This window comes from Asanoa ferruginea, from assembly GCF_003387075.1.
In the GTDB taxonomy this organism is placed as follows: Bacteria; Actinomycetota; Actinomycetes; order Mycobacteriales; family Micromonosporaceae; genus Asanoa; species Asanoa ferruginea.
In genome coordinates this window covers 8627290-8648128 of record NZ_QUMQ01000001.1, presented here as the reverse complement: position 1 = coordinate 8648128, position 20839 = coordinate 8627290, and the positions used below count along the sequence as shown (strand labels likewise).

The following is a 20839-nucleotide window of genomic DNA, read 5'->3' as shown; positions in this document are numbered from 1 at the left end:
ATGCGATTGTCCGCACGGGTCGACTACGCGCTACGCGCGATGGCGGAACTGGCCGCGAGCGCGGACCGGAACGACGGCCCCACGCCGATGACGGCGGAGCAGGTGGCGAAGGCACAGGACATCCCACCCAAGTTCCTGGAGAGCATCCTGTTGCAGACCCGCCGGGCGGGGCTGGTGCACGCCCAGCGGGGCCCTGAGGGTGGCTATTGGCTGGCCCGGCCGGCCCGCGAGATCACGCTGGGGCAGGTGATAAGGGCGATCGACGGCCCGCTGGCCAACGTCCGCGGCCAGCGCCCGGAAGACCTGGGCTACCGGGGCGCCGCGGCGGCGCTCCAGGAGGTCTGGATCGCCCTGCGGGCCAGCGAGCGCGAGATCCTCGACCTGGTCTCGATCCACGACGTGGCAAACGGCAAACTGCCCGACCGCGTACGCGACCTGACGGCCGACCCGGCCGCCTGGGCCTGATCTTTTCGACCGTTCTGTCCGGGGCTGGGTCGGTGGTGGTGGCGGTCTGGGCTTGATCCCGACTGTTCGGTCCGGGCCTCGGCCGGCGGTCCTGGCCTTTCGGTCTGATGCCGCCCGCTCGGTCGGTGGCCCGGGTCCGCGGTCCTGGCTGCCTCGGCCCGATTTCGCCCCTGGTTGGAGGCCCGGGCCGGCGGTCCTGGCGGTTGCCGTTGCTTTGCAACGAGGCTGGGTGGCCTTGCATTGGCCCGCGGCGGTGCCGACCCTCTTGTCGCGGCCTACATGACAAATCATGTGGCTACATGTTTTGTTATGTAGGGCCTGCGCGGACATGCCCTACCGCGGCGAGATCGGCCGCGGGTCGCAGGCCGGGCTCCACCGAGCGCGCCAGTCCGCGTCGGCGGCTCATTTGCTGCTCGACCTGGCCGCGCAGCAAATAGGGCCACGGCAATCGCGATCGGAGACCGGCGCAGGGGCTGCCGTCGCCGGGCACTCAAGGGCCGGAAGTTGGCCCACGACGGTCCGGAGGTCGCATCTCGGACCGCCGCGGGTACGGACATCGAACCATCTCCGGCCCGGCTCCGATCCCGATTGACCGGTTGCGTCTGATCGACGGTTCCGTGCCCAACGTCCCCGCCGTCCCTTTCGGCCCTGCTGAGCGGCCCGCCGCCCAGGTCTCTCGCTCTGCTGCCAAATAGGCGACACCTCCTCCCGGGGGTGAGGCCTAGCTGGCAACGGCCTACTGCGCCAGGATCTCGGTCGCGGTGCTGGCGAGCAGGTCCCACACGGCGTCCACATGGGACTCCTCGGTTTGTGGCGCCCCGATCGCGAGGCGCAGGACGTAGGCGCCGTTGACCTTGGTGTGGGTCAGGTAGAAGCGGCCCGTCGCGTTGACCCGCTCGAGCAGGGCCTCCGATGCCTCGTCGCCGGCGCGTAGCCGGAAGCAGACCAGCGAGAACGGGTGCGGCGCCACGATTTCGAAGCGGTCGTCGGCGGCCACCGACGCCGCGAACCGCTGTGCCAGCGAAACCCCGGATCGGATGTGGTCGCGCAGGCCGGCGGCGCCGTACCAGCGCAGCACGAACCAGAGCTTGAGCGACCGGAAACGGCGGCCGAGCGGCACGCTCCAGTCGCGGTAGTCGATCACCGCGCCGGTCTCCGTGGCCGCGTTGCGCAGGTATTCCGGCATCACCGTGAGGGCGGAGACCAGGGCCTCGCGGTCGGCTACCCAGAAGGCGTCGCAGTCGAAGCCGGTCAGCAGCCACTTGTGCGGGTCGAAGCAGTAGGAGTCGGCGTATTCCAGGCCAGCGTGGCTCCACCGCAACTCCGGGCAGACCGCGGCCGCGCCCGCGTAGGCGGCGTCGACGTGCAGCCAGACGCCGAACTCCTGGCAGATCCGGCCGATCTCCGGCAGCGGGTCGACCGCGGTGGTCGACGTGGTGCCGATTGTCGCCACGACGACCGCCGGCCGGGCGCCCGCGGCCACGTCGGCCGACAGCGCGGCGCGCAGTGCCGCCGGGTCCATCGCCAGCGTGGCCTGGTCGACCGCGATCTGCCGGACGGCCGCGGAACCGATCCCGGCGATCCGGGCCGCCTTCTCGATCGACGAGTGCCCCTGGGTCGAGGTGTAGACCGTGTAGCGCGCCGAGCCGATCCCGTCGGTGCGCCACGCACCGCCGCCGGCGCGGTGCAGCCCGGCCAGGGTCGCGACCAGCGCCGCCGACGACGCCGAGTCCTGGATCACGCCGCCGCCGGTCGAGGTCGACCGGAACCGCGCCGGCAGGTCGAGCAGCGTGGCCAGCCAGTCGAGCATCACCGTCTCGACCTCGGTCGCGGCCGGCCCGGTGGCCCAGAGCATGCCCTGCACCCCGAGGCCGGCGCCGACCAGGTCGCCCAGCACGCTCGGCCCCGACGTGTTGGCCGGGAAGTAGGCGAAGAACCCCGGGTGCTGCCAGTGCGTCATCCCGGGCAGCACCACCCGGTCGAGGTCGGCGCGCAGCCCGGCGAAGCCGTCACCCTCCGAGGGCGGGTCGGAGGGCAGCCGCGCGGCCACCGCACCCGGTGGGTCGGTCGGCCGGACCGGGAGCGAACCCACCGACTCCCAGTAGTCGGCCACCCAGTCGACCAGGTCGTGCCCGTGCCGGCGGAACTCGTCGGCGGTCATGTGCCCTGCCATGGGTTGAGTCGATCAAGCATCACCCCCGTCGCGCAACACGGTCGCGAAGAACGCCGCTATGTCTCCCGCCACCAGGTCGGGCTCCTCGACCGCGGCGAGTGCCCGCCGCGCGGGAACACCGTGCGGCGGCGGACCTCGTAGAGCCGGGACGACCACGACGGCGGCGGCAGCCCCTCGGGCACGAACTCGTTGGCGAACGCCGCGATCGCGGTCGGGACGGCCACCCGCGTGCCCGGCCCGACGGATGGGCCGTGCCAGCGGTTGTCGTAGTAGTCGCGGATCGACGTGGTGATCGACCCGGTCGCCCAGTAGATCGTGAGCAGCGTGAGCAGGAAGTCGCGGCCGAACCGGCCCGAGACGTCGCCGCCGGTGTCGCCCCAGGACCGCCACTTCTCCACGATCCAGGCGGCCAGCCCGGCGGGGGAGTCGGTCAGCCCGTAGCCCAGCGTCTGCGGCCGGGTGCTCTGGATCGCCGAGTAGCCCCGCTCGGTGCTGTCCCACGCCGCCACCTGGTCGGCATAGGCCCGCTCAGCCTCGCTCAGCGGCGCCGAACCCGGCCCGAGGTAGGGCGAGACCTCCGGCGTGGTCAGATGGATGCCAGTGACCCGCTCAGGCTCGGTGAGCGCCATCCAGGTCGCCACCCCGGCACCGAAGTCGCCGCCGTGCGCGCCGTAGCGGGGATAGCCCAGCGTGGCCATCAGCCCGTGCCACAGCCCGGCGACGTCGCGTGTGGTGACGGCGTGGCCGGCGGGACGCGGCGTGAAGCCGTAGCCCGGCAGCGACGGCACCACGACGTCGAACGCCGGCCCGGCGATGCCGTGCGCCACCGGATCGGTCAGCCGTGACACCAGCGGCAGCAACTCGACGAAGGCGCTCGGCCAGCCGTGGGTCAGCACCAGCGGCACCCCACCGCCGCCGACCGCCCGTTGGTGGACGAAATGGATCTCGACCCCCGAAACCGAGGCGACGAACTGGGGGTATGCGTTCAAGCGGCGTTCGGCGTCGCGCCACGAGAACCCGGACGCCCAGTAGTCGAGCAGATCGCGCAGGTAGCCCAGATCGGTGCCCTGCTCCCAGGGCGCCCCGGGCGCGGGCGGCGGCCAGCGCGTGGCCCGGATCCGGGCCCGCAGGTCGTCGAGCACGGCGTCGGGGACATCGACGAGAAATGGCCGCGTCATGCACCGAACGCTAGTTCTAAGGTGTGACAGTGCAGCTGACTCCGCTCGACGACGCCCTCACCGAGCGCTTACTGGCGGTGGCCGTCGCCGAGGCCACGCCCGAAGAGGTCATCCCGCCGGTCGAGGGCCCACCGGGCTGGACCGGCTCCCGCCAGGAGTTCTTCCGGGCGTTCCACCGCGAGCGCCAACCCGGCCTTGCCGGCCCGTTGCGCACGGTGATGTTCGCGATCGACGTCGACAGCACGATCGTCGGCATGATCCGGCTGACCCTCGACGACGACGGTCACACCGCCGAGACCGGCATGTGGCTGGCCCGCTCGGCCCGCGGGCAGGGGCTGGGCACCAAAGCCCTCACAGCCCTCCTCGACGAGGCCCGGCGCGCCGGCGCGCGTACCGTCAGAGCCGACACGACGCCCGCGAACCGGGCCGCGCAGGCGGTGCTGAGCCGCGCGGGCGCGGCGCTCGAACCGCGCGGCGACAAGGTTTACGCACGGTTGGAGCTCGGCTCATGAAGGTCACCATCGTCACCGGCGGATCCCGCGGCATCGGGGCGGCCACCGCCCGCAGGCTCGCGGAGGCCGGCCATGCCGTGGCGGTCGGTTACCGCAGCGACGCGGGCGCCGCGAAGACAGTGGTCGACCAGATCACCGGAAACGGCGGCCGGGCACGCGCGATCGCCGTCGAGACCGCCGACGCCGCACAGGTCGAGAAGCTCTTCGCCGAGGCGGCCGAGACGCTCGGCCCGGTCACCGGCCTGGTCAACAACGCCGGCGTCGGCAGCCGGATCGGCCGCTTCGCCGATCTCGACGAGGCCGACCTGCGCCGGGTCGTCGAGGTCAACGTCGTCGGCGCCATCCTCTGCGCCCGCGAGGCCGCCCGCCAGCTCAAGAGCGGCGGCGCGATCGTCAACGTCTCCTCGGCGGCCGCGACGCTCGGCAGCCCGTTCGAATATCCGCACTACGCCGCCAGCAAGGCGGCCCTCGACGCGCTCACGCTGGGCCTGTCCAAGGAGCTCGGTCCCGAGGGGATCCGGGTCAACACGGTGTCACCGGGAATCATCGACACGGACTTCCACGGGAGCCAGAGCGGCGAGCCCGGGCGGGCCGACCGGCTGGGCCCGAACGCCCCGCTCGGCCGCGCCGGCCAGCCCGACGAGGTCGCCGCGGCCATCGCGTGGCTGCTCAGCGACGAAGCGTCCTATGTGACCGGTGCGACGATCCGGGTCGCTGGCGGACGGTGACGTTACTCAAACGTTACATGGAAATACATCGTTGGAGACTTGTCTTCACCTTGATCTACAAGGGTTAATCGACGGGCAGCAACCCTTCAACCCGGGAATTCGGTCTTCGGCGAGCCGAGCATCCGGGCCATCACCGCATACGGAGGAGCGCCTTCGTGCCCGTCATTCGCCGATCTTTCAGACCTCTGATCAGCCTCGCAGCCAGCCTCGCCCTGGTGCTCGGCGTGCTTGTCGCGGGCCCCGCGCCCGCCCGCGCCGCAGCCGCACCCGGTGAGCCCTACAACGTGCTGGTCTTCTCGAAGACCGCGGGCTTCCGGCACGACTCGATCCCGGCGGGCATCGCCGCGATCCAGCAGCTCGGTGCTGAGCACAACTTCTCCGTGACGGCCACCGAGGACGCGGCGGCCTTCACCGACGCCAACCTCGCCACCTTCGCCACCGTCGTCTGGCTCTCCACCACCGGCGACGTGCTCAACGCCGACCAACAGGCGGCCTTCGAGCGCTACATCCGGGCCGGTGGCGGCTACGTCGGCGTGCACGCGGCCTCCGACACCGAATACGACTGGGCCTGGTACGGCCAGCTCGTCGGTGCCTACTTCTCGGCGCACCCGAGCAACCAGAACGCCACCATCAAGGTCGAGGACCCGGCGCACCCGTCGACCGCGGGCCTGCCGCAGAAGTGGAACCGCTTCGACGAATGGTACAACTTCCGCACCAACCCGCGGGGCACCGTACACGTGCTGGCCAGCCTTGATGAGACCAGCTACGCACCCGGTTCCGGCGCGATGGGCGCCGACCACCCGACCGCGTGGTGTCAGGACTTCGACGGTGGCCGTTCCTGGTATACGGGCAGCGGGCACACCATCGAGTCCTACTCGGAGCCCAACTATCTCAACCACCTGCTCGGTGGCATCGAGACCACCGCGGGCGTGGTCGACGCCGACTGCTCGGCCAGCAAGACCAGCAGCTTCGAGAAGGTCACGCTGGACAGCAACACGCAGAACCCGATGGAGCTCGACGTGGCGCCCGACGGCCGGGTGTTCTACGCCGAGCGCGACGGGCGGCTCCAGGTCATCTCGCCGACCACCGGCCTGACCACGACCGCGGCCACGCTCGACGTGTTCACCGGCAACGAAGACGGCCTGATCGGCGTACGCCTGGATCCAGATTTCGCCACCAACAACTGGATCTATCTTTACTACGCGCCGGACGGCGGGGCGCCGCGCAACTACGTGTCGCGCTTCACCGTCAGTGGCAACACCGTCGACCTGGCCACGGAGAAGGTGATCCTCCAGGTCGACACGCAGCGCAACACCTGTTGCCACGCGGGCGGCAGCATGGTCTTCGACAGCGCCGGCAACCTCTACCTGGCCACCGGTGACAACACCAACCCGTTCGAGTCCAACTCGTTCAACCCGATCGACGAGCGGCCGGGTCGGCAGGACTTCGACGCGCAGCGGTCCGCGGGCAACACCAACGACCTGCGCGGCAAGGTGATCCGGATCCACCCGGAAGACGACGGGACCTACACGATCCCGGCGGGCAACCTGTTCCCGGTGGGCACCGCGCAGACCCGTCCCGAGATCTTCGCGATGGGCTTCCGCAACCCGTTCCGGCTCGGCATGGACCCGAAGACCGACACGCTGGTCCTCGGTGACTACGGCCCGGACGCCGGCGCCGCCGACCCCAACCGGGGTCCGGAGGGGACGGTCGAGTGGAACATCGTGGCGCAGCCCGGTTTCTACGGCTGGCCCTACTGCCACGGCAACAACTACGCCTACAACGACTACACGTTCCCGAGCGGCCCGAGCGGCGCGAAGTTCAACTGCGCGGCGATCGTCAACGACTCGCCCAACAACACCGGCCTGCGTAACCTGCCGCCGGCGATCGCACCGACCATCGACTACGACTACAGCGGCAACCCGCTGTTCCCGGAGATCGGTGGCGGCGGCGCGCCGATGGGTGGCCCGGTCTACCGCTACGACGCGGCGAGCACGTCCGACCGCAAGTGGCCGGCCTACTACGACGGCAAGGCCATGTTCGGTGAGTGGAACCAGAACAAGATGTACACGTTCCAGCTCTCCGACGACGCACACTCCGTGGTCGACATCAACCAGTTGCTGACCGGGATGTCGTTCCTGCGGCCGATGGACTTCGAGTTCGGCACCGACGGCGCGCTCTACATGATCGAGTGGGGCACCGGGTTCGGCGGCAACAACGACGACTCCGGCATCTACCGGATCGACTACGTCGCCGGCGACCGGGCACCGATCGCCGTCGCGTCCGGGACACCCACGTCCGGGCCGAGCCCGCTGACCGTCCAGTTCTCCAGCGCCGGGTCGCGTGACCCGGACGAGGAGGAGATCACCTACGCCTGGACCTTCGGTGACGGGGGCACGTCAACCGAACCCAACCCGTCGCACACGTACGCGGCACCCGGCGACTACACCGCACAGCTCACGGTCACCGACCCCGGCGGCCGCACCGCGGTGGCCAACGTGCCGGTCACGGTGGGCAACACGGCACCGACCGTGTCGATCACGTTCCCGCCCGACGGTGGCTTCTTCAACTGGGGCGACCAGGTCGAATACACGGTCACCGTGACCGACCCGGAAGACGGCACGATCGACTGTGCCCGGGTGAAGCTCCAGTACTACCTGGGTCACGACGAGCACGCCCACCCGTTGCAGAGCCAGATGGGCTGCACCGGCACGATCCAGACGGCGCTCGCCTCCGGCCACGGTGCCGACGCCAACGTGTTCGGCGTGTTCGAGGCGACCTACACCGACAACGGCGGTGTCGGCGGCTCCAGCCCGCTCACCGGTCGCGACCTCGAGCAGCTCCAGCCCAAGCGCAAGCAGGCGGAGTATTTCGCGGAGACCGGCCGGGCACCCAACGGCATCGGCGGCGGCGACCCGGGCGTGCAACGGGAGACCACCGCCGACAGCCAGGGCGGCTTCCAGAACATCGGCTTCATCGAAGACGGTGACTACTGGACGTTCGACCCGGCCAACCTGACCGGCATCACCAGCCTGCGGTTCCGCACCGCGTCGGCGGTCAACGGCGGCCGGATCGAGGTCAGGTCGGGAGCGGTCGACGGCACGCTGGTCGGCACCGTCGCGGTGCCGGGCACGGGCGGTTGGCAGTCCTACGTGGACACGACGCTGGCCCTGACCGACCCGCCGACCACCAGCGGGCCGCTGTTCTTCATCGCCCGCAACCCCGAGGGCGACACGGGCCAGGGTTCCGTGTTCAACGTCAACTGGGTCGACTTCCTCGGCCGCGGCGTGACCGACAACGCGCCGCCGGTGATCACCGCGTCCGGCAACCCGACGACCGGCACCACGCCGTTGGTCGTCGAGTTCAGTGGCACGGCCACCGACGAGGAGGGCGACAACCCGCTGACGTACGCGTGGGACTTCGGTGACGGCGGCACGGCCAACACGGCCAACGCCTCGCACACCTACACCACGCCCGGCACGTTCACGGCGACCCTCACCGTGACCGACAGCCGCGGCGCCAACGCGTACGCCACGGTTCCGGTCCGGGTCGAAGCGCCGAACACGTCCTGCTTCGGGGCGCGCTCGGACAACTTCGACGGCACCACGCTCGACCGTGACCGGTGGAGCACGATCGTCCGGGAGACCCAGGCCTACTCCGTCTCCGGTGGCGCGTTGCGGCTGCCGACCCAGGCGGCCGACCTCTACGGCACCCGGGCCGACGCCGGCAACATCGTGTTGCAGCCGACCCCCGGCGGTGCCTGGCAGGCCACCACCAAGGTGACCCTGCCGCTCACCGCCAACTACCAGCAGGCCGGGCTGATCCTCTACGGCGACGACGCCAACTTCGCCAAGCTCGACTTCCTGTTCGCCGATTACAAGCGGGTGGAGTTCATCCGCCAGACGGCCAGCGTGCCGCGCAACGAGGCGGCCGACAGCGCGCCGACCCCGACCGACATCACCACCGTGTTCCTGCGGCTGACGTCCGACGGCACCAACCTGACGGGTGCGTTCTCGACCGACGGCGTGACCTACACGCCGGCCGGCCGCTCCGCTTCGCTCGCCGGGATCAACAACCCCAAGATCGGGCTGTACGCGGTCAACGGCGGCACCGCCGCGCCGGTGACCGACGCCCAGTTCGACTGGTTCCAGATCTCGCCGGACGAGCTCGGTGAAGACGCCGACCCGAACGACGAGTTCGACGGCAGCGCACTCGACAAGTGCCGCTGGGACGCGGTCGTCCGCGAAGACGCCACCGCCTACCAGGTCGGCGGTGGGCAGCTCACGATCAACGTGCCCAACGGCGACATCTACACCGGCAACAACACCGGGCCGACCAACTTCATCCTGCAGGGCGCGCCCGCCGGAGACTGGACGCTGGAGACCAAGGTCGACGGCAGCCAGCTCAGCGAGCAATACCAGCAGGGCGGATTGATCGTGTACGGCGACGACGACAACTACATCAAGTTCGACTTCATCGCCGACAACACGGTCGGCCAGCCGGTCGCGCGGCGGATCGAGTTCCGCAGCGAGATCGCCGCTGTGGTGCAGAACCCGCAACCGCAGGTCACCAACCTGACCAACGCGGTGTGGTATCTGCGGCTGGCCAAGGTGGGCGACACCTATACGGCGTCCTACTCCGCGGACGGCACCACCTGGACCACGTTCCCGGAGACGCTGACCAACGCGGCGGTGGCGGGCGCGCCGAAGATCGGTGTGTTCAGCCTCGGTGCGGCGCAGACCGCGTCGAAGCCCATCTCGTTCGACTACTTCCACGTCTCGACGGGCGCTGAAGAGCCCGACGACACCACCGCCCCGGTGACGACGGCCGCGGTGTCGGGCACGGCGACCGCGGGCTGGTACACCGGTCCGGCGACGGTCACGCTGACGGCGGCTGACGAAGCCGGCGGCAGTGGGGTGGCCAGCACCGAATACCAGCTCGACGGGGCGACAACCTGGACGGCGTACGCCGGTCCGGTGGTCGTGTCCGGCGATGGTGCGCACGAGGTGCGGTTCCGCTCCACCGACGTGGCGGGCAATGTGGAGGCCGGCAAGTCGGTCGCGGTGAAGATCGACAGCACCGCACCGGTGACCGCGGCGACCTTCGCTCCGGCGACCGACGACGGCTGGCACAACGGTGCCGTCCCGGTCACGCTGACGTCGACCGACGCCGGCTCCGGAGTGGCTTCCATCCAATACGCCTTGGACGGTGGCGCCTGGACGCCGTACACCGTGCCGGTTGATGTCTCTGGTGACGGCTCACACGAGTTGCTCTACCGGGCCACCGACACGGCCGGCAACGTGGAGACGCTCAAATCGGCGATCATCAAGATCGACGGCGTTCGCCCGACGGTCATCATCGGTGGCCTGGCCGACGGCCAGCTCTACGGTGACAGCCAGGACGTGCGGGTCACCTACCAGGCGGTCGACCCGACGTCGGGGCTGAAGAGCGTGGTCGGCACGCTCGACGGCGCGGCTTACCCGGCCAACAAGCTGCAGGCCATGTTCGAGCTTCCGCTCGGCCTGCACGACCTGACCGTGACCGCGACCGACAAGGCCGGCAACGTCACCACGTCGACCGTGCGGTTCTACGTCGCCACGTCGTTCCGCGACATGCAGTTCCTGCTCGACCGCTTCAAGGCGACCAGTTGGCTCACGCAGAAGGCGCACAAGCAGCTCGGGGCCAAGCTCCAGGCGGCGCGCGACGCCGAGGCCAACGGCAACGACAACAAGGCGATCAAGCAGTTGGTGGCGTTCCGGGAGCTCGCGTCGGACACGTCGCTGGTGCCCAACGCGGAGGTGCGGGCCGTCCTGGTCCGCGACGCCGACGCGATGATCGTGCGGCTGGGCGGCACGCCGCCCAACGGTGCGGGCAAGAAGGCCAACGGCGGCAAGTCGCTGGCCGGCACCGGTCGCGTCGACGGTGATCCGGCCCGGCAGGTCGCCGGCGGACCGCTGAAGTAGTGAGGAGGCCCGGGATGAGGGTGTTACGACTCGCCGCCGCCGCCGCCGTTGTGGTGGCCGCACTGATGGCCCTCGTCCCGGGCCTGCCCGCTTACGCGCACGACGGACCCGTCACGCTCGACGTCGCCGGCGACGGCGCGGGGGGCGTGACGGTCCGGGCGCTCTACACGCAGGACAAGCATCCGGTCGAGACGGGCGTCCGGCTGGTGTTGACCGCGACCGGCGAGGGCGGCCGGACGGTCGGGCCGATCCAGCTCAACCCGTCGGCCGAGGGGCGTGGTTTCTACACCAGCGGCGCGGTGCTGACGCCGGGTTCGTGGAACGTGGCGGTGACCGCGCCGGCGCCACACGCCGGCAAGGCATCGGCCAAAATCGAGGCCCGGGTCGCGCAGCAGATGCCGCCGGTGCCGCCGGCCGAACGCAAGGCGAGTTCCGCGCTGACCGGCCGTTTTGGCTGGTTGTGGTGGCTGGGCGGGGTTGTCCTCGTGGTTCTCGTCCTCGGCGCGATCGCACAGTCCCGCACGCGGCGGCGGGTTTAGGCGTCGTTAGCCGTGCCGGCCGTGATCAGTCCACTGTCGGCCATTGATAGTCTCCTTCCCGTCATCGGGGGAGGGTGAGCCAATGAGCATGCCGGGCATCGATCCGTCCGGGCTGGGCCGGTCGCTGGAAGAAGCGATGCGGCTGTTGAACCAAGCCAGTGGCGGGGGTACGCCGCCGGCTGATGCGCCACCACTCGAGCTCTTCGGGCACGGCTCGGCCGCCGACGGCCAGGTGGAGGCGGAGGTGTCGGCCTTCGGCCGGCTCGAGTCGCTCGTCATCGACCCGCGGCTGTTGCGTGCGGGTGGTGCCGACGTCGCGGAGTTCGTCGTGGAGGCCGTGCGGGCGGCGCAGGACGACGAACGGACCCGACGGACCGCGGCAGTGGGCACACCCGACACCGCGGCCCTGACCAAGCAGCTCGAGCGCGTCTCCGAAGACGCCTACCGCGGCTTCAACAAGATGATCGGCGACCTCGACGCCATCACGCGACGGATGGACCGGGGCTGACGCGATGTCCGACGGGATCCGGGTCGACATCATGGCGCTGCGCTCCGCGGCCGGCTCGCTCGGTGCGACCGGCCAGCAACTCGGCACGTCGGTGACCGGCCTCGACGGCACCGTCACCGGCTCCGGCAACCCCTGGGGCTCCGACGAGGCCGGCTCCATCTTCGGCGCGGTCTACGTCGAGGTGCTGACCCACGCCCTCGACTGCTACCGCTCGATGGCCGACCAGTTGCTCGAGGCGTCGGAGAACCTCAACTACGAGGCCGACTCCTACGAGCAGGTCGAGACCGAGAACACCGACCTCTTCACCAGGATGGAGCTGCCCAGTGGGCCTGCAGCTGCCATCTGAGCTCGCCGAGGCGCTGGGCTGGGTCGGCTTCACCTGGCCCACCGCCGACGAGGAGCTGTTGTTCCAGGCGTCGCAGATGTGGATGACGTTCGCCGGCCAGTTGCGGGCTTCCGCCGGTCAGGCGGACGCGGGCGCGGCCCAGGTGTTCAGCACCAACAGCGGCGACGACGTCACGGCCTTCTCGGACCTGTGGCGGGGCGAAGAGGGCGCGCCTCGCCGCATCGCGGACGGCGCCGAGGCCGCCGAGCTCATCGGCATGGCGCTGCTGGTGATGGCGATCATCACGCTGACCCAGAAGATCCTGGTCATCGTCCAACTGACCATCCTGGTGGTCCAGGTGGCGATCGCGGTGGCGGCCGCGGTGCCGACGCTGGGCGCGTCGATGGCCGAGGTCCCGATCTCGATCGGCATCGCGCGGGCCGCGATCCAGCGCATCACCAAGGAGGTCGTCGAGAAGGTCACCAAGGAGATCATCCCGCGGCTCCTGAAGCGCGCGAAGACGTTGCTGCGCCGCTTCACCCGCAAGGGCAAGGGCCCCGGCGGCCGCGTGCCGCGCCCGCGCGGCGGCGTGCCCGGCCCGCACACCACGCCCCGCTACCACAACACCAAGCCGATGCTCGACAAATACAAGAACGAGCACCTGCCCGGCGGAGGCCCGTTCGCGACGCCGGTGCGCCGCCTCAGCCCCGAGGAGCTGGAGCAGCACCGCGTCTTCATCGACGACAACGGCATCATGCGAAGCGCCAAGGACGGCAAGCCGTTCGACACGCAGAACTCGAACACCGCCTTCAGCGGCAACAACCAGGCGATCTTCGTGATGGACAAGAACGGCAACATGTACGCGTCGACCTACCAGAAGGTCGGCGACTTCCACCACTCGACCCTGGGCGGCGGCCAGCCGGTTGCGTCCGCGGGAGAGCTGGTGGTCAAGGACGGTAAGGTCATCGAGGCGACGGCTCGCAGTGGCCACTACCAGCCCGACCCGAGCCACATGGCCAACCTCGACGCCGAGTTCAAACGCAACGGCCTCACCAACGTCCCGATCAAAGGCTGGGACGGCGGCCGGCTCTTCTAGGAGGAACCCGCACCATGACCACCGGCGCCTGGAAGGGCCACATCAACGGCATCCTCTACGGCATCCAGTTCGACCCGGCCCTCGACGACACGGTCGTGAACCGCGTCGCGGACGGGGTGGTGGGTGGCATGTATCCCGGCGACCGGGCCGTGACGCTGGACGCCGTCAACGAGGCGCTGCGCTCGTCGGGGCCGCTCAACGACGTCATGGAAACGCCGCACTCGGAGGAGAGCATCCGCGACTTCCTCGGCAAGCTCGCCGCGGCGCTCGCGGCCCGCGCCTGAGAGAGCAGGTGCGTTTGCGTCCTAGGGCACAGGCTGGGTGGCCTTGGCGCAGCAGTATCGCCCACTCCCTAACCATCAACCCCTGCAACGTAGGTCGATGATCGGATCCGGGAGAGCGAAATCGAAGTCACATCTGCTCTCTGGCCAGCGTGATCGACGAAGTAGTCACTTGAGAAGGTGAACGCCACTCCGTATCCTTCGTTCGTCCAAGATGGAACGACGGGAAAGAGGCTCGCGGCGTGGCCACGGTCGTGACGGCAGACGAAGGGCCGTTCACCTATGTCGGGGTGGCGGCATATGGAGGGTTTATTGAGCTGGCATCGGAAATCTCTGCTGCGCAGTATCTCTCTTTTGCGCGCGCCGACTATGCCTCGGGCCTGGAACAGGGATTGGTCAACGCGCTAGGCAACGCCAAGCGATCGTTTCATCTGATGATCGACACAGTTCTGCACAACTACGGGCTGCTTGCGTGCAACAAGCGCTTAAGCTTCGCCGCCAAACTCCAGTTGTTGGACTCTTGCGATCTCATCTCGCTCCGGATCCTTCGAAAGTTGAACGTCGAGCGCAACATCATGGAGCACGAGTACAGGCTGCCTCCTTCGGAGGTCGTAAGCGACGCCATCGATGTGTGCCAGCTGCTCCACCTTGCCATCGACAGGCTTTGCGAGATTGTGCCCCTCGACGCTACGGTCGGCATGCGTGACTCAGGCATCCACGCTGTGTTTCACCTCGATCAGACGGCTGGGAGAATCACGGTTACGGAATTGTTGAGTCCGAACCTGATGAAATCACGTGACGGGCAGTCCGACTACGTAATGCCGCTCGTGTCTGCAGGCGAGCTCCGTGCTTCCCAGGGGACTCTGGCAAGGGAGCCACTGATCGATTTGCCGCTGAAATCTAGAACCGTTAACGAGTGGCTGCCGTACTTGCGTGCTGTCCGCGAATGCGGAGCCTTTCTTTCTAGTCGTTGGCACGGTAGGTGAGTTGGTGAACCGGCGCTAGCACAACACCCATGGCTAGCCCATCGCTGAATGTCCGAGGCGGAAGGCGAGAAGACGTTGGTGCCGCTCAACACATGCGGCTAGCCAGAAAGCGTGCGGCTCTGGCCGAGGAACTCGCCCACAGGCGATTCGCGCAGCGAACGGTGCCGTCGTCGAGGTATTCCATCCACAGCGTGCCTTCGGCGTTCCAGCTATGTTGCACGATCGCGCGACGGTGAAGTCCAGCTCCCGCAACGAACCCGGGTGAGCCGCGAGGCGGCCGGTTCGCCGCCGTTACCTCATTGCGCGTGTCGGTCGAGCCGTCCCACCGCGGGGCAGTCCTTGGCACCGCAACGCTTCCACCATCCCGCAGGCAAAGGCCACGTTGGTCCGGCCCAGCTCGAGAAACGCGACGCTCAGCCGGTCGCTGTCGGTGGCGCCGGCCAGTCATTCTGCGCGGCGAGGTGCTCGGCGAACAGAGCGTCCGTCGCATCCCACACCGTCCGGGCGATGGCCTTCTCGTCGACGGTGCCGCCGTCGCTCCGGATCCCGTCGGTCAGGCAGTCCACGCCGACCCACACCACGACGTCGAACGGCTCCCGGGCAAGGGCCACCTGCGTTCGCAGGACCTCGACGACGCCGTAGTCGGTCACTATTGCGGACACCCTAACCAGGCGGCGCCGCCCGCCAGTCAACGGAGGCGGCGCCGCGCCGTGGCCGGCTAGGCGGTTAGCGTCATCCGGTCCGGCCACGCCAGGCCGAACGCGATCGGGCGGTCGGATGACGGGTGGCGGTAGCCGATGGCCACCACCGCGCCCTTCGGGATGGCCGCAGGACTGATCACCAATGCCCGTCCACTGCTGGAGAACACCCGATCCTGCCCGGCCGGGGCAGGCACGGAGAAGCAGGCCGAGCCGATCCTCACGTCGGCCGGCACGCCGGCCGCGGTCAGCGCCTCGCGGACCGCGCCCGGGTCGGCGAGTTGCTCGCGCGACAGCTCGAGGGTCACCGTGCCGTTCGCGTTGCTGACCACGGAGAACGCGGCCAGCTCCACCGGGGCCGCACTGCCCGGCTGGGCCGCGATCGGCGCCGCGGTGGGTGCGGAGCCACCCAGCGCCGGAATCGCCACGGCCAGCCCTGCGGCGAGCGACACCCAGGCCCCGGCAACCGCCGCCGGCGCCGCGAGGTGCCCGCGGCGATGATCTCCTCTGACGGAGTGTGCAGGTCGAGGCCGGACAGGTCGTCGGACACTACTTGAAGGACGTCTTCGTCTCTCACCGCTCGATCTCCTGGGTCTTCGCCGGTACGAGATGGTCGCGCAGCGTCGCGACGGCCCGGGACAGGTGAGCAGTGACGGTGCCCGAGGCGATCCCGAGCACCTGCGCGGTCGTCTCGGTGTCCAGGTCCAGGAACGTCCGCAGCGCGATCACCTCGTGTTGCCGGGCTGGCAGCCGCCGCAGCATCTCCAGCGGGGTCGCGTCGACGCCGCCGATGTCCAGGCCGGCCGCCACGTCGTGGTCGTCGGCCAGCGCGACCTCGCGCCGGCGCCGCCGCCACGTCGAAACCCGCACGTTCAGGGCCGTGCGGGACCACCCACGCCTGCGGGGCCGGGTGCCGGCTGACTTTCCGCCAGGACATCCAGGCTCTGGTGAACGCCTCGGCGACCAGATCCTCTGCACCCTGGCGGTCACGCGTGCCGGCCACCACCGCCTTTACACAGGCGGCGCGGTGGGCGCGGTAGAACTCTGCGAACTGCGCCTGCTCACTTCTCACATCCCGTACACGCCTAAGATCCGCGAGCCACTTACGCGGCCAGCGTGCGGCTCAGGCCGCGGAACTCGGCCACCAGCCGTTCGCCGCAGCGGACCGTGACGTCGTAGATCCCGGACCGGCCGGCGCGATGGCGTTCGACCGCCGTGGCGGTCAGGCGTTCGCCCTCGCGGGCGGGTGATACGAACACGATCTCCGCTGACGCCGCCACGGTGACCGCGCCCGGGTAGTTGCAGGCGCCCGCGAACGCGGAGTCCGCGAGCAGGAAGATGAACCCGCCGTGGGCGATGCCGTGGCCGTTGACCATCAGGTCCGTCACGGTCATCTCCAGGACCGCGCGGCCCGGCTCCAGCTTCACGACCGACATCCCGAGCGACTCTGACGCCCGGTCGCGTGCGAACATCTCGGCGGCACCGTCCATCACCGCACCCTATGCGCATTCCGGCATCCCGCACAGCAGGGATAACGTTATCGCGCGTTCAGCTCAGGACGGTCCGCCGAAGCCGCATGCGACGAGCCCGGCCCGGCACGTTTCGCCGTCGACACGGCGCCGGCACCTCTGCCGCAGCCGGCGGTGACGGGCTCGGGCCGCCCGCCTCGGGCCAGCAGGTTGCCACGACCGCCGGTGATGGGCTCGAGCGCCGCCGGCGCTGCGCGGCCGGGCGTGTCGCGGAGGGGGCGGACCACGTCGTCGCGGCGTACATAACAAAACATGTAGCCACATGTTTTGTTGTGTACGCCCGCGCGGACCTACCCGCCCGCGGCGCGACACGCCCGGTGGTAGGCACGTGCCCCATCCGCCGAGGTCGCCCGCCGTGTGGCGCGGTTCGGGGCCAGGACGGCGCAGGCATCTCGCCCGACCGGCGAGCGATGAGTCTGGGGGCGCGCCTGGGGATCAGGATGGCGCTGGCAGTTCGCCCGAGCCGCGGGCGATGAGTCTGGGGGCGCGCCTGGGGATCAGGATGGCGCTGGCAGTTCGCCCGAGCCGCGGGCGATGAGCTCGACCGGCACCGTCACCGTCTGCACGGGCCGGGCCGGGTCCGCGGCCCGCGCGACCAGGAGGTCGATCGCCGTCCGGCCGATCACCGCCGTGTCCTGCGCGACCACCGTCAACCCGGGCCGCAGGATGTCAGCCAGCGGAAAGTCGTCGAACCCGACCAGCGCCAACCGCCCCGCATCGGCCCCGAGATAGCGCAGCGCCTCAATGGTCGTAGCCACGTTCCCGGTGATCAGCGCCGTCGCCGGCGACGCACCCGACAACACCGACGCCAACGCCGAAGCGACCCGCGCGGTCGTCACCACCCCCGGATGCACCATCCCGGTCAACGGCCCACCGCTGGCCGCGACACAGGCACGGAAGGCAGCCGCCCGCTCGCGCCCCGTGAAGATCCGCTCGTCGTCGCCGATGTAGGCGATCCGGCGATGCCCGTGCACCGAGAGCTGCCGATAAGCCATCCCTATCCCCGCGGCGTTGTCGGACAGCACCGCATCGGCCTCGACGCCGGCGCAGGGCCGGTCGACCGCGACCACCGCCAAACCCCCCGCCACCTCGGCGGACAGGTAGTCGTGACTAGGCCCTATCGGCTCGATGACGATCCCGTCCACCCGCCGCCGGCACATGGACATGACCGCCTCGCGCTCGCGGGCCTCGTCATCCTCCGTCGACATGGCCAGGACGCCGAGACCGCGCGCCCGCGCCGCGTTGTCGACCGCGGACAGCACCGGGTGCGCGTCGGCCAGATTGCGGACCGCGGCCCCGATCGTCCCGGACGTGCCCCGGCGGAGCTGCTGCGCCCGCTCGTCGGGCGCGTAATCCAGCGCGGTGATCGCCGCCTGGACGCGGCTGACCAGGTGCGCACCCACCGTCGGATCAGCGTTGACGACGCGGGACACGGTGCGCAGCGCGACGCCGGCCTCGCGGGCCACGTCCCGCATGGTCGGGCGCTTTCTGCGTACGCCGCTAACCCGATCGGTCATCGCCTGATCCTCCTCTTCGGACGCTCGCCAGAGCGACCCGACAACACTCTTGACACGTGAGTGAAACTTCCTATGCTTCGGGATAACGTTATCCCGGACTGATCAACTTGACTAGACCCAAACCCAGTCCCCAGGAGGACCCCTTGATACGGAAGCCGCTGCTAGCGGCGTGCGTCGCCGGTCTCCTCGCCCTCACCGCCGCATGTGGAAGCGGCGACGGCGGAGGGAACGAAAGCGGCGAGACCGCTCTGACCTACCTTGTCTTCGAAACGCCCAGCCTCGACGCGAAGTTCTGGGACGCCTCGATCGCCGCCGCCACCGCGCAGACCCCCGGCGTGAAGATCAACAAGATCGTCGCACCCAGCACCGACCGCGATGGCTACGCCAAGCAGCTCCAGCAGTCCGGTCAGTTCCCGGACCTGCTTCAGTCGATCACCCCGTCCAACTTCGTCGGCGCCGGGCTGCTCAAGCCCTACGACAAGACGTGGATCGACGCCAACTTCCTGCTGCCCTCGGCCAACTCGCTCAAGGGCGAGGTCTACATCCCGCCGACGAACTCGCAGATCGTGCCGCAGGTCTACTACAACAAGAAGCTGTTCGCGCAGGCCGGCATCGCCGCGGCGCCGAAGACCTGGGCCGAGTTCCTCGACGCCTGCGCCAAGCTCAAGGCCAAGAACATCAATCCGATCGAACTCGGTGGCGCCGACCCGTTCGCCGCGAGCATGCCCCTGGTCGGCATCATCTCCGCCGACATCCTCGGCAAGAACAAGAACTGGCTGCAGGACCGCTACGCCGACAAGGTGAAGTTCGCCGATCAAGACGTCGTCACGGCAGTGCAGAAGTACCGCACGCTCGTCTCCAGCGGCTACTTCGACAAGGGTGCCCTCGGCGTCAAATACGCCGACTCCATCACGCGATTCACCAGCGGCAAGTCGGCCATGTACCCGATGGGTAGCTGGTTCCTCGGCTCTGTACCCAAGGACACCGCCGACGACTTCGGCTCCTTCCCGTGGCCGACCGACGACGGCAGCGTCGTCGTCCCGTTCGTCGGCGGCGGCTCGATGGCCATCTCCGCGAAGGCCAAGGACACCGCGCTCGCCGAGAAGTTCGGCCAGGCCTGGTCGCTCAACCCGGCCAACCTCAAGGCGCTGATCGAGACCGACGGCGCGTTCCCGATGCTCAAGGGCAAGACCCTCGACGACTACGGCGTCACGGTGACCCAGGTCTTCAAGGACTCCTACGCCTACGTCGGCCAGGACAACAACAAGGTCAACGCGATCGGTTGGGCGACCAACGACGACGCGCTGCCGCCGGGTCTCAACGACGCGTTCTACGCCGCCGCGCAGGCCCTGTTCAGCAAGGACGACGTCGCGGGTGAGATGAAGAAGCTCGACGACGCATGGAAGACCGCCGTTCAGTGAGAAAGAAGCACCTCAAGGCCGGCGAGCGGGGCCTGACCCTGCTCGCCGCCCTCGCCCTCCTGCTCTACCTGGTCTTCCTGGTGCTGCCGCTGCTGCTCAGCCTGCGCAGCAGCTTCACCAACGAAAACCCGCTCAAGGCGACCAACGACTTCGTCGGCTTCGCCAACTACACCGAGATGGCCAGCGACGACGCGCTCAAGGCCAGCCTCACCTTCACGCTGATCCTCGCGTTCGGCGTGACCGTCGCCGCCAACGCGCTCGGGGTCGGCTTCGCGATGCTGCTCAACCGCACGAGCCTGAGCTACCGCGTGATGCGTACCCTCGCATTCCTTCCCCAGGTTCTTTCCGGGGTGATCGTCGGGTTCGTCTGGCAGACCATCCTGACCCAGAACGGCCTGCTCAACACCGCGCTGCTGAAGGTCGGCATCCTCGACGAGCCCTACCCGTGGCTGGGCAGCCCGCACGCCGCGTTGTTCTCCATCGGCCTGGTGGTCACCTGGGTGATGAGCGGCTTCACCACCGTCGTATACCTCGCCGCGCTCCAGAGCATCCCGCTCGAGCTCAACGACATGGCCTCCCTCGACGGCGTCCGCGGCACCCAACGCTTCCGCAAGATCACCTGGCCGATGCTGGCGCCGGGCACCACGATCAGCGTGACCATCTCGCTGATCACCGTGCTGAAGCTCTACGACATCATCACCGTGCTCACCGGCGGCGGCCCGGCCAACTCCACCCAGTCGACCGCGCTCTACATCGTCAAGCTGGCGTTCACCAGCGACCGCGTCGGCTACGCCAGCGCCGTCGCGATGCTCCTGCTGGCGATCTCCGCGGTGGTCGCCCTCGTCGTGACCGGCGCGCTCCGCCGCCGGGAGGTCTCCCTATGACAACCCTTTCCAGGGATACGCGCGACCGTGCGGCCG

At 69.3% G+C, this 20839-nt stretch carries 18 protein-coding genes and 1 pseudogene; 12 read left to right on the top strand and 7 right to left on the bottom strand.

What is annotated here, in order from left to right; all coding sequences use genetic code 11:
- Nucleotides 1-465 carry an RrF2 family transcriptional regulator gene (locus DFJ67_RS40285; RefSeq protein ID WP_116074716.1) on the top strand — a complete coding sequence of 155 codons (465 nt, stop codon included), beginning with the start codon at nucleotides 1-3 and terminating at the stop codon, nucleotides 463-465.
- 736 nt (nucleotides 466-1201) lie between these two features.
- Here DFJ67_RS40285 and DFJ67_RS40280 read toward each other — a convergent pair.
- Together DFJ67_RS40280 and DFJ67_RS40275 are read right to left on the bottom strand one after the other, a co-directional pair.
- Nucleotides 1202-2638 (bottom strand): pyridoxal-dependent decarboxylase, encoded by a 1437-nt coding sequence (locus DFJ67_RS40280; RefSeq protein ID WP_239097542.1) that lies wholly within the window; start codon nucleotides 2636-2638, stop codon nucleotides 1202-1204.
- Nucleotides 2639-2650: 12 nt separating this feature from the next.
- Nucleotides 2651-3816: pseudogene (locus tag DFJ67_RS40275) on the bottom strand (epoxide hydrolase family protein).
- 29 nt (nucleotides 3817-3845) lie between these two features.
- Between DFJ67_RS40275 and DFJ67_RS40270 the strand changes: the two are divergent.
- From DFJ67_RS40270 to DFJ67_RS40230, 9 genes are all read left to right on the top strand, one after another.
- Entirely contained in the window at nucleotides 3846-4328 is a 483-nt protein-coding gene (locus DFJ67_RS40270; protein ID WP_239097544.1) for a GNAT family N-acetyltransferase, read from the top strand.
- Entirely contained in the window at nucleotides 4325-5056 is a 732-nt protein-coding gene (locus DFJ67_RS40265; RefSeq protein WP_116074710.1) for an SDR family NAD(P)-dependent oxidoreductase, read from the top strand. The genes DFJ67_RS40270 and DFJ67_RS40265 overlap by 4 nt, the downstream gene beginning before the upstream one ends.
- Before the next feature lie 215 nt (nucleotides 5057-5271).
- Entirely contained in the window at nucleotides 5272-11019 is a 5748-nt protein-coding gene (locus DFJ67_RS40260) for a ThuA domain-containing protein (RefSeq protein ID WP_239097545.1), read from the top strand.
- A 14-nt stretch (nucleotides 11020-11033) separates the two neighbouring features.
- Nucleotides 11034-11558: a hypothetical protein gene (locus DFJ67_RS40255; RefSeq protein WP_147315792.1), complete on the top strand. Its 525-nt coding sequence runs from the start codon at nucleotides 11034-11036 to the stop codon at nucleotides 11556-11558.
- A gap of 82 nt (nucleotides 11559-11640) precedes the next feature.
- Nucleotides 11641-12066 carry a YbaB/EbfC family nucleoid-associated protein gene (locus DFJ67_RS40250; RefSeq protein WP_116074705.1) on the top strand — a complete coding sequence of 142 codons (426 nt, stop codon included), beginning with the start codon at nucleotides 11641-11643 and terminating at the stop codon, nucleotides 12064-12066.
- A gap of 4 nt (nucleotides 12067-12070) precedes the next feature.
- Nucleotides 12071-12412, top strand: a complete 342-nt coding sequence (locus DFJ67_RS40245; protein ID WP_116074703.1) for a WXG100 family type VII secretion target — start codon at nucleotides 12071-12073, stop codon at nucleotides 12410-12412.
- Nucleotides 12390-13487 (top strand): IQM protein middle domain-containing protein, encoded by a 1098-nt coding sequence (locus DFJ67_RS43545; protein WP_203784264.1) that lies wholly within the window; start codon nucleotides 12390-12392, stop codon nucleotides 13485-13487. Before DFJ67_RS40245 ends, DFJ67_RS43545 begins: the two co-directional genes overlap by 23 nt.
- Before the next feature lie 14 nt (nucleotides 13488-13501).
- Nucleotides 13502-13771: a hypothetical protein gene (locus tag DFJ67_RS40235; protein ID WP_116074701.1), complete on the top strand. Its 270-nt coding sequence runs from the start codon at nucleotides 13502-13504 to the stop codon at nucleotides 13769-13771.
- A gap of 239 nt (nucleotides 13772-14010) precedes the next feature.
- A complete protein-coding gene (locus tag DFJ67_RS40230) occupies nucleotides 14011-14754 on the top strand; it encodes a hypothetical protein (protein ID WP_116074699.1) in 744 nt (247 codons plus the stop codon).
- Between the two features lie 413 nt (nucleotides 14755-15167).
- Here the strand turns inward: DFJ67_RS40230 and DFJ67_RS40225 are convergent, their stop codons facing one another.
- From DFJ67_RS40225 to DFJ67_RS40205, 5 genes are all read right to left on the bottom strand, one after another.
- Nucleotides 15168-15404 (bottom strand): hypothetical protein, encoded by a 237-nt coding sequence (locus DFJ67_RS40225; protein ID WP_116074697.1) that lies wholly within the window; start codon nucleotides 15402-15404, stop codon nucleotides 15168-15170.
- A 68-nt stretch (nucleotides 15405-15472) separates the two neighbouring features.
- Nucleotides 15473-15904 (bottom strand): hypothetical protein, encoded by a 432-nt coding sequence (locus tag DFJ67_RS40220; RefSeq protein WP_147315791.1) that lies wholly within the window; start codon nucleotides 15902-15904, stop codon nucleotides 15473-15475.
- 121 nt (nucleotides 15905-16025) lie between these two features.
- On the bottom strand, nucleotides 16026-16322 hold the full coding sequence (locus DFJ67_RS43540; RefSeq protein ID WP_203784266.1) for a sigma factor-like helix-turn-helix DNA-binding protein: 297 nt from the start codon (nucleotides 16320-16322) through the stop codon (nucleotides 16026-16028).
- Nucleotides 16323-16555: 233 nt separating this feature from the next.
- Complete coding sequence (paaI, locus tag DFJ67_RS40210) at nucleotides 16556-16942, bottom strand: hydroxyphenylacetyl-CoA thioesterase PaaI (protein WP_116074693.1); 387 nt, start codon at nucleotides 16940-16942, stop codon at nucleotides 16556-16558.
- Between the two features lie 536 nt (nucleotides 16943-17478).
- Entirely contained in the window at nucleotides 17479-18498 is a 1020-nt protein-coding gene (locus DFJ67_RS40205; RefSeq protein ID WP_244940456.1) for a LacI family DNA-binding transcriptional regulator, read from the bottom strand.
- Nucleotides 18499-18641: 143 nt separating this feature from the next.
- Here DFJ67_RS40205 and DFJ67_RS40200 point away from each other — a divergent pair, with 143 nt between their 5' ends.
- Both DFJ67_RS40200 and DFJ67_RS40195 read left to right on the top strand, forming a co-directional pair.
- On the top strand, nucleotides 18642-19919 hold the full coding sequence (locus tag DFJ67_RS40200; RefSeq protein ID WP_116074689.1) for an ABC transporter substrate-binding protein: 1278 nt from the start codon (nucleotides 18642-18644) through the stop codon (nucleotides 19917-19919).
- A complete protein-coding gene (locus DFJ67_RS40195; RefSeq protein WP_239097616.1) occupies nucleotides 19916-20803 on the top strand; it encodes a carbohydrate ABC transporter permease in 888 nt (295 codons plus the stop codon). Before DFJ67_RS40200 ends, DFJ67_RS40195 begins: the two co-directional genes overlap by 4 nt.
- The last annotated feature ends 36 nt before the right edge of the window (nucleotides 20804-20839 follow it).